General features: G+C 61.5%; 13 protein-coding genes. 5 read left to right on the top strand and 8 right to left on the bottom strand.

The genetic code is table 11. The features are described 5' to 3' along the window. Positions 1-118: 118 nt before the first annotated feature. Positions 119-2,386 carry a primary-amine oxidase gene (tynA, locus tag KHQ26_RS04605; RefSeq protein WP_020803986.1) on the top strand — a complete coding sequence of 756 codons (2,268 nt, stop codon included), beginning with the start codon at positions 119-121 and terminating at the stop codon, positions 2,384-2,386. A gap of 2 nt (positions 2,387-2,388) precedes the next feature. On the opposite strand, the gene KHQ26_RS04610 is transcribed toward tynA, so the two are convergent. The 7 genes from KHQ26_RS04610 to KHQ26_RS04640 form a co-directional block, all read right to left on the bottom strand. Beyond that, on the bottom strand, positions 2,389-3,372 hold the full coding sequence (locus tag KHQ26_RS04610; RefSeq protein WP_075204417.1) for a zinc-dependent alcohol dehydrogenase family protein: 984 nt from the start codon (positions 3,370-3,372) through the stop codon (positions 2,389-2,391). A 22-nt stretch (positions 3,373-3,394) separates the two neighbouring features. Next, positions 3,395-4,213, bottom strand: a complete 819-nt coding sequence (locus KHQ26_RS04615; protein WP_004224479.1) for a phytanoyl-CoA dioxygenase family protein — start codon at positions 4,211-4,213, stop codon at positions 3,395-3,397. Positions 4,214-4,237: 24 nt separating this feature from the next. Then, positions 4,238-5,410: an acetylornithine deacetylase gene (argE, locus tag KHQ26_RS04620; RefSeq protein WP_023279025.1), complete on the bottom strand. Its 1,173-nt coding sequence runs from the start codon at positions 5,408-5,410 to the stop codon at positions 4,238-4,240. Beyond that, positions 5,388-6,062, bottom strand: coding sequence for a DUF1028 domain-containing protein (locus KHQ26_RS04625; protein WP_020804013.1), 675 nt, complete (start codon positions 6,060-6,062; stop codon positions 5,388-5,390). The genes argE and KHQ26_RS04625 overlap by 23 nt, the downstream gene beginning before the upstream one ends. Then, positions 6,059-6,493, bottom strand: coding sequence for a RidA family protein (locus KHQ26_RS04630; RefSeq protein WP_004190423.1), 435 nt, complete (start codon positions 6,491-6,493; stop codon positions 6,059-6,061). Before KHQ26_RS04630 ends, KHQ26_RS04625 begins: the two co-directional genes overlap by 4 nt. Before the next feature lie 24 nt (positions 6,494-6,517). Beyond that, complete coding sequence (locus tag KHQ26_RS04635; RefSeq protein WP_020803972.1) at positions 6,518-7,777, bottom strand: flavin-containing monooxygenase; 1,260 nt, start codon at positions 7,775-7,777, stop codon at positions 6,518-6,520. A 168-nt stretch (positions 7,778-7,945) separates the two neighbouring features. After that, positions 7,946-8,860: a LysR substrate-binding domain-containing protein gene (locus KHQ26_RS04640; protein ID WP_004190428.1), complete on the bottom strand. Its 915-nt coding sequence runs from the start codon at positions 8,858-8,860 to the stop codon at positions 7,946-7,948. Between the two features lie 488 nt (positions 8,861-9,348). Between KHQ26_RS04640 and KHQ26_RS04645 the strand changes: the two genes are divergently transcribed. From KHQ26_RS04645 to KHQ26_RS04660, 4 genes are read left to right on the top strand one after another with little or no spacing between them, the layout of a single operon-like run. After that, positions 9,349-10,869, top strand: coding sequence for an amino acid ABC transporter permease/ATP-binding protein (locus KHQ26_RS04645; protein WP_004190429.1), 1,521 nt, complete (start codon positions 9,349-9,351; stop codon positions 10,867-10,869). Positions 10,870-10,895: 26 nt separating this feature from the next. After that, positions 10,896-11,768: a phytanoyl-CoA dioxygenase family protein gene (locus tag KHQ26_RS04650; RefSeq protein WP_020804005.1), complete on the top strand. Its 873-nt coding sequence runs from the start codon at positions 10,896-10,898 to the stop codon at positions 11,766-11,768. Between the two features lie 23 nt (positions 11,769-11,791). Continuing rightward, positions 11,792-12,622, top strand: a complete 831-nt coding sequence (locus KHQ26_RS04655) for an ABC transporter substrate-binding protein (RefSeq protein ID WP_016947240.1) — start codon at positions 11,792-11,794, stop codon at positions 12,620-12,622. A gap of 5 nt (positions 12,623-12,627) precedes the next feature. Beyond that, on the top strand, positions 12,628-13,359 hold the full coding sequence (locus KHQ26_RS04660; protein WP_016947239.1) for a class II aldolase and adducin N-terminal domain-containing protein: 732 nt from the start codon (positions 12,628-12,630) through the stop codon (positions 13,357-13,359). Positions 13,360-13,376: 17 nt separating this feature from the next. On the opposite strand, the gene KHQ26_RS04665 is transcribed toward KHQ26_RS04660, so the two are convergent. Further along, positions 13,377-14,267, bottom strand: coding sequence for an oxidoreductase (locus KHQ26_RS04665; protein WP_020803991.1), 891 nt, complete (start codon positions 14,265-14,267; stop codon positions 13,377-13,379). Positions 14,268-14,386 lie beyond the last annotated feature (119 nt).

Here is a 14,386-nt window from a genome sequence, read left to right on the forward strand (position 1 = left end):
TGACAAACAAGCTGGCAAAAGCAAACAAACGCCCCGGCGCCGCTGGCTGGTAGCTTAAGGATGACAAAGCCGACATTCGCAGCGGCAAGAGACAACACAACAATAAGATGAGGTCACAATGGCAAACGGCTTGAAATTTTCTCCTCGTAAAACCGCGCTGGCGCTGGCCGTGGCGGTGGTTTGCGCCTGGCAATCACCGGTCTTCGCTCACGGTAGCGAAGCCCACATGGTACCGCTGGATAAAACGCTGCAGGAATTCGGCGCTGATGTGCAGTGGGATGACTACGCGCAAATGTTCACCCTGATAAAAGACGGCGCTTACGTCAAAGTAAAGCCCGGCGCCAAAACGGCGATCGTCAACGGTAAATCCCTTGACCTACCGGTGCCTGTGGTAATGAAGGAAGGTAAAGCCTGGGTTTCCGATACCTTTATCAACGATGTCTTCCAGTCCGGTCTCGATCAGACCTTCCAGGTGGAAAAGCGCCCGCACCCGTTAAACTCGCTCTCGGCGGCGGAAATCAGTAAAGCGGTGACCATTGTCAAAGCCGCGCCGGAGTTTCAGCCGAATACCCGCTTTACTGAGATTTCCTTACACGAGCCGGACAAGGCGGCGGTATGGGCCTTTGCCCTGCAGGGAACGCCGGTCGATGCTCCCCGCACTGCCGATGTGGTGATGCTCGATGGCAAACACGTCATTGAAGCCGTGGTCGATCTGCAAAACAAAAAAATCCTCTCCTGGACGCCGATCAAAGGCGCCCACGGGATGGTGCTGCTCGATGATTTTGTCAGCGTGCAGAACATCATCAATACCAGCAGCGAATTCGCTGAGGTGCTGAAAAAGCACGGTATTACCGATCCTGGCAAAGTGGTCACCACCCCGCTCACCGTTGGCTTTTTTGATGGCAAAGATGGCCTGCAGCAGGATGCGCGTCTGCTGAAGGTGGTCAGTTATCTGGATACCGGCGACGGCAACTACTGGGCGCACCCGATTGAAAACCTGGTGGCGGTGGTCGACCTTGAAGCGAAGAAAATCATCAAAATCGAAGAAGGTCCGGTGATCCCGGTCCCAATGGAGCCCCGTCCGTATGATGGTCGCGACCGCAACGCCCCGGCGGTGAAACCGCTGGAGATAACCGAACCGGAAGGCAAAAACTACACGATCACCGGCGATACCATTCACTGGCAGAACTGGGATTTTCATCTGCGCCTGAACTCGCGCGTCGGACCAATTCTGTCAACGGTGACTTACAACGATAACGGCACAAAACGCCAGGTGATGTATGAAGGTTCCCTCGGCGGGATGATCGTCCCCTACGGCGACCCGGACGTCGGCTGGTATTTCAAAGCCTATCTGGACTCCGGCGATTACGGCATGGGCACCCTGACCTCGCCGATTGTTCGCGGTAAAGATGCGCCGTCAAATGCGGTACTGCTGGACGAAACTATCGCCGATTACACCGGCAAACCAACCACTATTCCAGGCGCGGTGGCCATATTCGAACGCTATGCCGGGCCTGAGTATAAGCACCTGGAGATGGGCAAACCCAACGTCAGCACCGAACGCCGGGAGCTGGTGGTACGCTGGATCAGCACCGTCGGCAACTACGACTATATCTTTGACTGGGTGTTCCACGACAACGGCACCATCGGTATCGATGCTGGCGCCACCGGCATTGAAGCGGTGAAAGGCGTGCTGGCGAAGACCATGCATGACCCCAGCGCCAAAGAGGATACCCGCTACGGAACGCTGATCGACCATAATATTGTCGGCACCACTCACCAGCACATCTATAACTTCCGCCTCGACCTCGATGTGGACGGCGAGAACAACACCCTGGTGGCGATGGACCCGGAAGTGAAGCCCAACACCGCCGGCGGCCCGCGCACCAGTACTATGCAGGTGAATCAGTACACGATTGACAGCGAGCAAAAAGCGGCGCAGAAATTCGACCCTGGCACCATTCGCCTGCTGAGCAACACCAGCAAAGAGAACCGCATGGGCAACCCGGTCTCATACCAGATTATCCCTTACGCCGGCGGCACGCACCCGGCGGCGACCGGCGCCAAATTCGCCCCGGACGAGTGGATATATCATCGCCTGAGTTTTATGGATAAACAGCTGTGGGTGACGCGCTACCACCCGACAGAGCGATATCCGGAAGGGAAATACCCGAACCGTTCCGCCCACGATACCGGCCTGGGCCAGTACGCGAAGGATGATGAGTCGCTGACTAACCACGATGACGTCGTGTGGATCACCACCGGCACCACCCACGTGGCGCGCGCCGAAGAGTGGCCGATCATGCCGACCGAGTGGGCGCACGCGCTGCTCAAGCCGTGGAACTTCTTTGACGAAACCCCTACTCTGGGCGAAAAGAAAAAGTAATCTTAACCAGCGGTGAAATCCAGCAGGATCTTACCGCCTCTTCCCGGCTGGCCGGCGGCGGCAATCGCCGCCCGCCAGTCGTTCAACGCTATACGCTGGGCCGGCGGCTGGGAGGTCGTTGGCAGGCGCTGCCAGATTTCGTCGAACGCTGCCCGCCACGCCGCCACGCTGAGTGTCGGCAGCGCCTCCCGCAGATGAAACTTGCGCACCGTCGCGCTACCGCGCGTCTGGGTCAGCGGCCGCCCGGATAACAGCCCATAGGAGATGAGGGTCGACGACCCGGGCAGCACCGACAGCAGCGTATTCGCCAGTTCGCCGCCCACCGCGTCAAACACCAGATCGCTGTGCTGGCTGACCTTCTCCATCAGCGCCCGGTCGGTATCGAGGATCGGATAGATCCCGGCCTGTTCCAGGCGCGCCCGATGCTGCGGCGAGCGAATAATCCCGCTCACCGAGCGGGCGCCCATCGCCAGCGCCCACTGCCGCAGCAGACTGGCGCAGGAGGACGATGCCGCGGTCAGCACGAGGTGTTTTCCGGCAACCGGCCAGCGCTTGAGCATCAGCATCGCGGTCAGCGGATTGATATACCCGCGGGCGGCCAGCAGATCGTCAACTGCCGGCGGCACCGGCACCAGCCAGGTCTCATCCAGATCGATAAACCGCTGCCAGGTGCCGCCTCCGCGAAGAGGCAGCACCCGCTGGCCCGCGGCTAACCGGCTGCCGTATGGCGCGGCGACCACCTCGCCAAGGCCTTCATAGCCGGCGACGGCCGGCAGTCGGGTGCGGTGGCGATAGGCGCCGGTCACGGGGATCAGATCCGAAGGATTCACCGGGGCAAAGCGCATCCTGACCCGCACCCGTCCGCCCGCCAGCGGCGCCAGCGGCAGGCGTTTCAGGGTCAGCACGGCGGCCGGCGGCCCGTAGCGGTCATAAACAATGGCGTCGTTGAACATCGACTGGCTCCAGACAGCGAAAGGCGGGATCATAGCAGATCCCGCCGCCAGTGGCTCACGCCCGCGGCCAAACCTGGGGGAACAGCGGGGAATCCAGCGGGTCGCCGTCCCGCAGGGTCAGCTCGGGGAACGGTGGCGACGTCACGCCGCCGCGATCGGCAAACGAGGCGTCATCCCCCACCCAGCGGGCGGAGAAGACCCGTCGCGCCCGCGCGCCGGGGTTGCCGCGGGCGCCATGGACGGTGCGAAAATGGAAGGCCACCGCATCCCCCGGCTCCAGCGCCCAGCTGACGATATCGTATTCGTCCTCATGGGCGTCGATATCCGGCAGGGTGCTGAACCGGGTGTGCTCGTAAAGCTTAGTGCCATTGAAACGGGTAGGACTGAACTCCTCCTCCCAGCGATGCGACCCGCGAATGCAACGCAGCGAGGTGGCCTCCGCCACCGGGTCCAGCGGGATCCAGAAGCTGACGTTCTGCCTGCCGGAGACGCAATAGTAAGGCTGGTCATGATGCCAGGGAGTCACCGTGCTGCCTCCGGCCGGTTTGACCAGCGTATGTTCATGGAAAAATTTCGCCGTCTGCGACTGCATCAGCGCCGCCGCGATCTCGGCGGCCGCTGACTGAAAGACAAACTCGCTAAACGCCGGGATCCGCGACCAGTTGCAGTAGTCCTGAAAAAAAGGCGGCGAACCATCTTTGGGGATCACCGTGCGCGCATGACCATACTCGCTGGGGCTGGCCATCAGCGCCGTGACCCCTTCGGCGAGGCGCTCGACCCAGGGGGTAAAGACGCCTTTTAATAACACCGCGCCATCCGCCTGCCAGCGGTCGATGGTCGCTTGATCGATGTGGGGAGAGTGTTGATTGTGCATCGCTTGGGTTCCTGTGTTGAGGGATCAGGTGAGCGGTTCCGCCGGTTCGGCACGCATCCACGCGCAAAGCTGTCTCAGCATCGTCATACAGCGCTCGGTCTGCGCGATGCTGATGTACTCATCGGCCTTATGGCCCTGGGCCATGCTGCCCGGTCCGCAGACCAGGGTCGCGACGCCCATCTCATCGAACAGCCCTCCTTCGGTGCCGAACGCCACGGTGGAGAAGCGGTCGCTGCCGCACCACTGCGCCAGCCAGCGGGCGAAGTCGGACTGCGGATCGCTGAGCAGCGGCGGATAGTGGCTTAACAGCTGGAACTGGATGTCGCTCCCGCTGCCTACCCGGCGCATCTCCGGCAGCAGCTGGCGATGGGCGTAGGCCGCCAGCGCCTCGGTGACCGCTTCGGGACGCATCCCCGGCAGGTAGCGGATCTCAAAATCAAAGCGGCAGGACTGCGGAACAATGTTCAGCGCGGCCCCACCCTGAATGGTGCCCACCTGCAGCGTGCTGAAGGGCGGCGAAAAGCGGCTGTCCTGCTGCCGGGCCAGACGCACGCCCAGCCGATCCAGGTGGTTGATCAGTCTCGCCGCGTAGCGGATGGCATTCACCCCCTGCGGGGCATAGGCCGAATGGCAGGCTTGCCCCTCGATGCAGCAGCGCATGGCCAGTTTGCCTTTATGACCGAACACCGGCTGCATCTCCGTTGGCTCGCCGATGAGGCACAGCGCCGGTTTCTCCGGCGAGGCCTGCAGAAAATCCACCAGGCTGCGCACGCCGAGACAGCCGACCTCTTCGTCATAGGAGAAGGCCAGATGCAGTGGCATGCGCAGCGGCGCCGCCAGAAAGTCATCCACTGCCGCCAGCACGCAGGCGAGAAACCCCTTCATATCGGCGCTGCCGCGGCCATAGTAGCGGCCATCGCGCTCGGTCAGGCTGAAAGGCGGAACGCTCCAGGCCTGGCCGTCCACCGGGACCACGTCGGTGTGGCCCGAGAGCATCACCCCACCGCCGCCGGACGGCCCCAGCCGGGCGTAGAGATTGGCCTTACCGCCCGACGGGTCATAAAAGCGGCGGGACGCCACGCCGCGGGCAGCGAGAAAATCGGCGATCCAGTCGATCATCGCCAGGTTCGAATGGCGGCTGGTGGTGTCAAAAGCCAGCAGCGCGGCGAGGATGTTATTCATCGCCGGGGACGCCATAGGCGGGCGCCTCGCGCGGGTCGAGCGCCCGGGTAATATAGGCGTCCATTTGCGGCTCCCAGGCCAGCCACAGTTGCTCAAGGGCCGCCAGCGGATCCGTCTCCGCCCAGTCAATACGCAGATCGACCACCGGCCACGGATAATCGTCCACCACCTTCACCGCCGCCGAGTGGACCGGGCCGGCCTCGCCCCCGGCGGCAATCCCCGCGCGCAGCCCGGCCAGCAGCCGGCTGGCCAGCTCTCCGGTGGCGGCCTCAAAGGCGCCCACCATCGCGGCGATTACCCCCTGACCGGCCAGCATGTTACCCGCCGCCACGCAGTTATCCCCCGCCAGGGCGCCGCCGATCCCGAGGGTGAACTCCCCGCTGAACACCGCCGTGTCGCCGTTGGCGTCAATCGCCGCGACCTGGCGATATTCGCGGAAGCGATCCTCCGCCAGGGCCAGGTTCAGGGCCTGCTCAACGCTGGCCCCCGCTTCGAGCGCGCTGAGGATCTGCGGCCCCAGCGACGGCAGGGTTATGTTCTGACTGGCGACCGCGCCGACGCCGGGCAATAGCCACGGACAGCGCGATCCCACGGCCATGCTCGACGAACTAATGGCAATGCCGAGCTGACCTGATTCCGGGCAGCGGGCGCTAATAGAGAGAGTCATTCTGCTGCCTCCCCCTGCCAGTCGTCAGGGATCACCGCCGTAACGTCAATCTCCATCAGCCACTGCGGCTGCGCGAGGGCCGACACCACCACCCCGGTGGAGATGGGAAAGACACCTTTTAACCATTTGCCCACCTCCTGATAGACCGGCTCGCGATAGCGGGGATCGATCAGATAAGTGGTGGTCTTGACGATATGCGAGAGGTCGCTTCCCGCCTCTTTCAGCAACTGTTCAACATTCTTCATTGCCTGCTCCGCCTGCGCCCGCGGGTCGCCGAGGCCAATCAGATTGCCGGCGAAGTCGGTGCCAACCTGGCCGCGAACGTAGACGGTATTGCCGGCCCGCACCGCCTGGCACAGATCGTTGTTCAGCGCCTGGTTCGGGTAGGTCTCTTTGGTGTTAAACATGCGAATACGGGTATGAGTTGGCATCAAAGCACTCCTTAAGGAAAACGGTTAACAGGACGGCTGGTAACGCTGGTACTGGCGCTGAATGGCGATCTGGTCGGCAATATATTTGGCATCGTGCCAGACGCCCCAGATAAAGGTGGACCCGCGCCGCGAGAGCCACGGCAAGCCGAGGAAATAGACGCCCGGCTCCGTCGATACGCCGCGGTGATGCTGTGGCCGCTGTGCGTCATCGAAGGCGTTGACCTTCAGCCAGCGATAGTCAGTGGTGTAGCCCGTCGCCCAGATGATGGTGCCGATCCCGGCCTCGGCCAGATTGAGACTGAGCAGCGGGTCGGTAACGCAGGCCGGATCGGGCAGAAATTCGCGGGCGGAGGGCTCTTCGGGCAGGTCCATGCCGTTGCGGGCCACCCACGCGTCCGCGGCGTCGAGCAGCGCAAGGTAGGAGGCATCGCCGCGGCGGATATTCTCCGCCAGGTCGGGGTGAAACAGTGCTTTGTCACCGTCAAAGCCGCGGGTCTGCCCCACTAACGTGACCCCCTGATGCGCCAGCTGGCGAAAATCGACGGTATGGCCGCCGCGCGCGCCGCTCACCGCGATAGTGACATGCTCTTTACCCGGCGCATTGGCCGCGGCATCCCACATTCCCAGCACCCCGAGCCACCAGCAAAAATCGCGCTGACGATAGCGACGCGGCGGGCGGTCGTGCGCTCCCACCGACAGCCACACCGCGCGTCCGGCTCGCTGTAGCTCATCGGCAATCTGCACGCCGGAGGATCCTGCGCCAATCACCAGCACACCGCCCTCCGGTAGCTGCTGCGGGTTAAAATAGTGCGCGGAGTGGAGCTGCTGAATAGCCTGACTCTGTGGGGCGATGGCCGGGATCACTGGCCGCTGAAACGGCCCGGTGGCCGCTACGATCCGCTGCGCTTCAATCCCCCCCTGCGAGGTGTCAATACGAAAGCCCGGCCGTCCGACGAGGCGTTCGGCGCTGTACACCTCCACCCCGGTACGGATCGGCGCATTGAAGCTGCGGGCATAGGCGGCAAAATAGTCTGCCACCTGCTCTTTGCCGACAAAGCTGTCTGCCGGGCAGTCCGGGAACACCATCCCCGGGAACCGATCGTGCCAGGCCGGGCCGTTGGCGACCAGCGAATCCCAGCGTCCGCTGCGCCAGGCCTGGGCAATACCCTGTTTCTCCAGCACCAGGTGGGGGATATCCAGCCGGGTCAGATGCTCGCTCATGGCGACGCCCGCCTGCCCCGCGCCCACCACCAGGGTATCGATCTCGGTAATCTGTTCAGTCATTTCGCTATCCTTCAAGCACAGTTGCCGACGACGTCGCCGGAATTGACGGCTTTCAGGTTATTTAACTGTGACGAATTGGTAAAATATTATAAAACGATCGACTGAATAGAATTTTGCGAGGCTGAGTGACGACAAAAAATAATGCCTGCCGGATCGACAGGCGTTATTTCAGGCGTGAGTTGGGGTTAATTCGATGCTGCGACAATAATCCATAAACAGTTGCGTCGGCCGCGTGGGCTCATTATTCGCGAGATGCGCCATAATTAAGGTCGAGGCGGGCATCTCGTCGGCAATATCCCGCTGCACCACTCTTTCACCATCGTAGGTCATGTCGCAGCAGGGCCGGGTGACCAGTACCGAAAAACCCAACCCCTGACCCACCATACAGCGCACCATTTCAATGGAGGGGGAACTGTAAGCCACTTCCGGGTGATAACCCTTTTCCTTAAAGATGGAGATAAAATAATTTTTACTGGGGACCGCATCGAGGAGGATCATCGGCTCACGGCTCAGCTCCTGCAGCGTCACCTGCGCCTTCTGCGCCAGCGGATGCGCGGCGGGCAGCAGCGCGTAGGGTTTATGCGGGGCATTGAGCCGTTCTTTATTGATCGAATGGCCGAGCTCCAGATCGTAGACCAGCGCCAGGTCGAAGCGGCCGCGGTGCAGGCCATGCATCAGCTCATGCTGTTCGCCGTCGTACAGATGCAGGGTGATTTCCGGATAGCATTTCTTAAACCCGGCCACCAGCTTCGGCATATACAGCGGGGCCACCGATTCAAAGCAACCGATGGAGATCATGCCAGAAACCAGCTCTTTATCCGCTCGCGAATTCTGTTCGAACTCCCAGGACAGGCGCAGCAGCTCTTTCGCTTTATCGTAGATCCGCCGACCGCTGGAGGTGAGCGAAACGCCCTGCGCGTGGTGGCGAATAAACAGCTGCTGGTCGAAGGTGCTCTCCAGATTCTTGATGGCAATCGAAATCGACGGCTGCGCAATGTGCAGCTGGCGGGAGGCCTCGGCGATACTCTCCGTCTCCACCACGGTGACGAAATATTTGAGCTGCTTCAGGGTAAATCGGTTCATAGCATCACCATTGATAAAATATGGTCCGGCGCACGTGGGGAATAGTTTTCCTCTAAGTCCCAAGCAATCCGCGTGCCACCCCCGGAAAAGAGCGGCGCGTTGCCCGACAAGGGGCGGCAATATTTATTATTGCTCTACGCCCGCGTGGTTTATTTCCGCCGTTGCACCATCATGCGCCACGCTGCACGCCAGACAGGCAGCAGCTGCCCCAGTTTCGCGCAAAATACCCTTCCCCCACAAAATAGCGTTATTGAATTACTGTCATTGTTTTTAAATTGTTTGCACAAAGTATCTCAGCAATCACTTTAAATTCCATATCGTTAATATCGTTGTATAGTTTTTTTAAACTTAAAGGCCAAAAATTTACTAATTGCCTCTGAAAGCATCCTGCCAGCATAGTGTATTCGCACGATGAATACCGGTGGCTCCCCATTACGGCACAGCCGAGCCACTTTAATTTTTGATAATTATGACGAGTGAAATAGCCCATGACGTTTAACTGGAACTACATGTTAAGCCTGCTCAGCGATGCCGATTTTTGGTGGGCCACCTGGACCGTCATTAAATTAAGTCTGCTGACCTGGGGCTGCAGTATTGTGCTCGGATTTATTCTGGCGCTGGCCAAACAGTCGCCGCGCGGCTGGTTATCCACCCCAGCCCGGCTGTATATCTGGTTATTTCGCAGTATGCCGCTGCTGGTCCTGCTGATTTTTGTCTACAACATGCCGCAGGCGCTGCCCTCCTTCGCCCCGGTGCTGAACGATCCCTTCTGGGCCGGCCTGCTGGCGATGGTTCTCAGCGAAGCGGCTTATATCGCCGAGATCCACCGCGGCGGATTGCTCTCCATCCCTCGCGGGCAGAGCGAAGCCGCGCGGGCCCTGGGGTTGCGCTACGCCGGGATCCAGTGGCGGGTGATCATCCCCCAGGCGCTGCGCGTCGCCCTGCCGGCGCTGGCCAATGAATATATCGCCATCGTGAAGCTCAGTTCGCTGGTGTCGGTGATCTCCCTGACCGAAATATTGATGGTCGGCCAGCAGCTCTACTCGCAGAACTTTCTGGTCATGGAGACGATGACGGCCGTGGCGTTTTATTACATCTTTATCGTCACGGTGTTCGATTTTCTGCTGAAACGGCTGGAGAACTACCTTGACGTAACCCAGCGCAATACCGCTCGTCCGGTAGATGCCGAGATGCAGCGGCTGGCCAGCGCCCGCCGCCCGGCGATGGCGCGCAGCGTCACCCAGAGTCATGAGCCGGCACTGCAGGCCTCTAAGCTGCATAAGGCCTACAACAACGTCGAAGTGCTGGGGGCGGTGAGCCTGCAGATCCAGCCCGGCGAGGTGGTCTCGGTCATCGGTCCGTCAGGCTCGGGGAAAACCACCCTCATTCGCCTGCTGAACGGTCTTGAGCAGATCGATAACGGCGAAATTCAGATTAACGGCCAACCCTTTATTCACCTCGACCGCCAGGGGCAGCAGAAGCCGCGCTTTATGGAGAATGCCGAACATCGCCTGAACATCGGCATGGTGTTCCAGAGCTTTAACCTGTTCCCGCATCTGACCGTGTTCGGCAATCTGCTGCTGGCCCCGCGCTATCACCATCTGGCAAGTGACGCGGAGCTGCGCCAGCACGCCTGCGAACTGCTGCACAAAGTGGGCATGCTGGAGCACGCCTGGAAGTATCCACACCAGCTCTCCGGCGGACAGCAGCAGCGGGTGGCGATCGCCCGCGCCCTGATGATGCGTCCGCAGATCATGCTGTTCGATGAGCCCACCTCGGCGCTGGATCCGGAAAAAGTGAATGAAGTGCTGCAGGTTATCGAATCCCTGGCCCACGAAGGCATCACCATGGTCATCGTCACCCACGAGATGAACTTCGCCTTCAAAGTGTCCGACCGGATCGTGTTTATGGAGAAAGGCCGGGTGGTGTGCGATGACACGCCGCAGGCGATGCGTAGCGGGCAGCACCCGCGGGTCGAGGCCTTTCTCAAAGATGTTTCTCTGGCTTAACTATCGGAACGTGAAGAGGAAAAACTATGATTGCGCAGTGGCAAATTGATCAGTTTCATCAGCAGGGTTTTCTGGTGGTCGAAGAAGTGCTTTCCAGCGCTGACATCGCCGCCCTGCAGAGCGATTTCGACGGCTGGGTCGAGGAGAGCCGCGGTCACGCGACGGTGTGGGGAGAAACCCTCGACGGGCGGCCGCGCTTCGATATCGAGCGCGATCATGCTCCCGACCATCCGTCGCTGCGCCGGGTCGCCTCCCCGACGGAGATCTCCGAGGCCTATCGCCATACTGCGCTGAACTCGCGGATGGCGACCATCGCCGCGCAGTTGATCGGCGGCAGCGGCACCCGCTTTCATCACAGCAAAATTAACTCCAAGCTGCCGCACACCGCCACCGAGGTGAAATGGCATCAGGATTTCCTTTTCACCCCACACAGCAATGACGACATCATCACCGCTCTGCTGATGGTCAGCGAGGTGACGCCAGAGAATGGCCCGCTCAACGTGGTGCCGGGCAGCCATCAGGGGCCGCTGTGGACCCACTGGCAGGAGGGGCGCTTCACGGGGGCGGTGGATGATGAGGTGGTGGCGACGCACTGCCAGCAGCCGCAGGCCTGTTTTGGCCCGGCGGGCTCGGTCTGCTTTATGCATACCCGCCTGCTGCACGCCTCCAGCCCCAACGAGACCGCCCTGCCGCGCACCCTGTTCATCAGCGTCTACGCCGCCGAGGATGCGCTGCCCTTCGGCGAAAACCCGCTGCCGAGCCGCCATGCCGGCCAGCTGGTGGCCGGGGAAGAGAGCGGTCTGGTGCGCAGCACCGATAACCAGCTTCGCCTGCCGCAGAAGCCGCGCGGCGCTTCGTTTTTTGTTCAGCAGGCCGGTACCGATCGCGCCAGCATGTAATTCGCCCACACTCCGGAGGTTTTATGACACGCTTTTTCGCACCACGCCCGCTGGCTCTGCTGCTCTGCGCAGTGGGGGCTCTGACATCCCTGAACGCGCTGGCCTTCCAGCAAAGCGGTAAGATCACCGCTGGTTCGGACATGACCTTTTTCCCTTACGAGTACATGGAGAACAATAAGCCGGCGGGGTTTGATATTGAACTGCTCAACGGCCTGGCGAAGAGCATGGGCCGTGAAGCAGTGAATATCGATACCCGCTTCCCCAACCTGATCCCCGGGCTGCAGGGCGGGCGCTTCGATATCACCAACTCGTCGATGTACATTACCGCCGAGCGCCTGAAGGTGATCGACATGGTGCCGTACCTGAAAAGCGGGGAGGCGATCCTCGCCCGCAAAGGGAGCGACTACCAGCCTAAGACGCCGGAAGACTTCTGCGGGCATAAAATCGGCTCGATGGGCGCCACCTCGTGGCTGGCGCAGTTACAGAAGCTTTCCGCCGACTACTGCGTGAAGAAAGGGCTGAAGCCAATTGCGTTGAGCGTCTATACCACCGACCCGCAGACCACCCAGGCGCTGCTGTCGCGCGCAGTGGATGCGCAGATCACCGACGCCGCCGTGGCGCGCGGGGTGGTGGAAAAGCTGGGCAACCGGGTGGTTATCTCCTCTGACACGCTGATCTATCCGGTGCTGAACGGCTTTGGCGTTAAAAAAGGCAACATGGAGGTGAAAAACGCCCTCGAAGAGGCGCTGAAAAAATACAGCGCGACGCCGGAATATGCCGCCCTGCTGAAGAAATATCACTTCCAGGCGCCGACGGAAGAGGATCTGCAGACCCTGATGCCGAAAGCGGAGTAATGCCCATGCGCGATTCCGATGAAGAGCAGATCCGCATCGACCTGGCGGCCACCTTTCGCATCATTGCCCATCTCGGCATGCATGAGGCGGTGGCCAACCATTTCAGCGCCGCGCTCTCCGCTGACGGGAAAACGTTTTTACTCAACCCGAAGTGGAAACACTTTTCGCGCATCCGCGCCAGCGATCTGCTGGTGCTGAACGCCGATGATGAACGTTGCGCCGCGCGCCCTGACGTCGATGCCACCGCGTGGGCCATCCACGGGCAGATCCATCAGCGACTGCCCGACGTGCGGGTGGTGCTGCATCTGCACCCGGTGTACACCACCAGCCTCGCCTGTCTGGCGACGCCGCAGATCCTGCCCATCGACCAGAACACGGCCCGCTATTTTAACCGGGTCGCCGTCGATACCCTGTACGGCGGGATGGCGGACACCGCGGCAGAAGGCGCCCGGCTGGCGGGGCTGCTGGCAGATAAACGCCGTCTGCTGATGGGCAACCATGGGGTGCTGGTGACCGCCCCGAACATCGGCGAAGCGTTCGACGATATCTGGACCCTGGAGCGCGCCTGTCAGATCCTGATCACCGCCTGGTCAACCGGCCAGCCGCTGAAGGTGCTGTCAGACGCGGTGGCGGAAAAAACCGCCCAGGACTGGGAGAAGATTGCCGATTTCTCCAGGCAGCACTTTGCCGAGATGAAGCAGTTGATGATCGACCTCGATCCCTCCCTGGTGGACTAACCCCGCGCCTGCCCGGGTCAGCCCGGGCCATCGCTGGCCGCCGCCAGCAGCGGCACGATGATATCGCTGAGCGGCGTCGGAATGCCGTGCTGACGCCCGCGACGCTGCACCACGCCGTTACGAATATCCCACTCCAGCGGTCGGCCATTGAGGCGATCGATCAGAATAGAGGTGCTTAAGTCGGCAGGCGCCCGATGAAAGCCGGCGATAATCTCCTCCGACACGCTGTCGCTCAGGGCGGCCCCTTCCGCCCGCGCCACCTGCAGGCATTCGCGCAGATAAGCCAGTCCGAGGGCAGTGATGTCCTCCCGGGCGAACATCCCGGCGCGGCGTCCGGTCAGCACCATCAGTCCGGCAACCGCGTTCTGCAACAGTTTGCGCCAGGCCACGGTGGTAAAATCAGCCGCCAGGTCCACCGCGCAGCGGGTTCCCGCCAGCGCCTGCTGCACTCGCTCTGCCCCCGGCAGATCCGGCAGCGTCAGGCGCGGCGTGGCGCGCAACCAGACAGAGGCATCGGCATCGCGCTGCGCCGGGAACCAGACCACCGACGGCAGCACCGTCGCGCCGCCGGTCAAGGGGGCAAACTGCTGGCGCTGCTCAACGCCGTTTTGCAGCACGCACACCACGGTGTCAGGGGAACACAGGGCCGTCAGCCAGGGGGCGATGGCCTCCGTCTGGGTGGTTTTCACCGCGACAAAGACCAGGTCGAAGGGGGCGGCTATCGCCATCGGGTCGGTGTACACCGGGCCGGGCACCACGATCTCACCCTCGTCAGTGCGCAGCACCAGCGCCGAATGGGCGGTACGCCCGCAGACCATCGGTGCCCTCCCCCTCTCAAACAGGGCGGCGGCAATCGTGGTGCCGATGGCGCCGGGACCAATTAGCGCAACCTTAGGAAATGCTGTCATGCCGAAGACCTCCTGATGATTCACCGCCCAGATTAGGCAAAGATTGCCCTCCACAGTAGCGAGAAAGACCGGAGGTCGGCAAGCGGCGCGTCGGGAAAAGCCTTTCGCCTTCCCCGACG

Origin of the sequence: Klebsiella sp. 10 (assembly GCF_018223925.1) — a bacterium.
GTDB classification, from domain to species: Bacteria; Pseudomonadota; Gammaproteobacteria; order Enterobacterales; family Enterobacteriaceae; genus Klebsiella; species Klebsiella pneumoniae.

Excerpts from the sequence above, each read along its gene's own strand:
- argE (WP_023279025.1), bottom strand. The coding sequence starts at position 5,410 with ATGGCGTCCCCGGCGATGAATAACATCCTCGCCGCGCTGCTGGCTTTT.
- KHQ26_RS04640 (WP_004190428.1), bottom strand. The coding sequence starts at position 8,860 with ATGAACCGATTTACCCTGAAGCAGCTCAAATATTTCGTCACCGTGGTG.
- KHQ26_RS04660 (WP_016947239.1), top strand. The coding sequence starts at position 12,628 with ATGCGCGATTCCGATGAAGAGCAGATCCGCATCGACCTGGCGGCCACC.
- KHQ26_RS04615 (WP_004224479.1), bottom strand. The coding sequence starts at position 4,213 with ATGCACAATCAACACTCTCCCCACATCGATCAAGCGACCATCGACCGC.
- KHQ26_RS04625 (WP_020804013.1), bottom strand. The coding sequence starts at position 6,062 with ATGACTCTCTCTATTAGCGCCCGCTGCCCGGAATCAGGTCAGCTCGGC.
- KHQ26_RS04655 (WP_016947240.1), top strand. The coding sequence starts at position 11,792 with ATGACACGCTTTTTCGCACCACGCCCGCTGGCTCTGCTGCTCTGCGCA.
- tynA (WP_020803986.1), top strand. The coding sequence starts at position 119 with ATGGCAAACGGCTTGAAATTTTCTCCTCGTAAAACCGCGCTGGCGCTG.
- KHQ26_RS04665 (WP_020803991.1), bottom strand. The coding sequence starts at position 14,267 with ATGACAGCATTTCCTAAGGTTGCGCTAATTGGTCCCGGCGCCATCGGC.
- KHQ26_RS04610 (WP_075204417.1), bottom strand. The coding sequence starts at position 3,372 with ATGATCCCGCCTTTCGCTGTCTGGAGCCAGTCGATGTTCAACGACGCC.
- KHQ26_RS04650 (WP_020804005.1), top strand. The coding sequence starts at position 10,896 with ATGATTGCGCAGTGGCAAATTGATCAGTTTCATCAGCAGGGTTTTCTG.
- KHQ26_RS04630 (WP_004190423.1), bottom strand. The coding sequence starts at position 6,493 with ATGCCAACTCATACCCGTATTCGCATGTTTAACACCAAAGAGACCTAC.
- KHQ26_RS04645 (WP_004190429.1), top strand. The coding sequence starts at position 9,349 with ATGACGTTTAACTGGAACTACATGTTAAGCCTGCTCAGCGATGCCGAT.
- KHQ26_RS04635 (WP_020803972.1), bottom strand. The coding sequence starts at position 7,777 with ATGACTGAACAGATTACCGAGATCGATACCCTGGTGGTGGGCGCGGGG.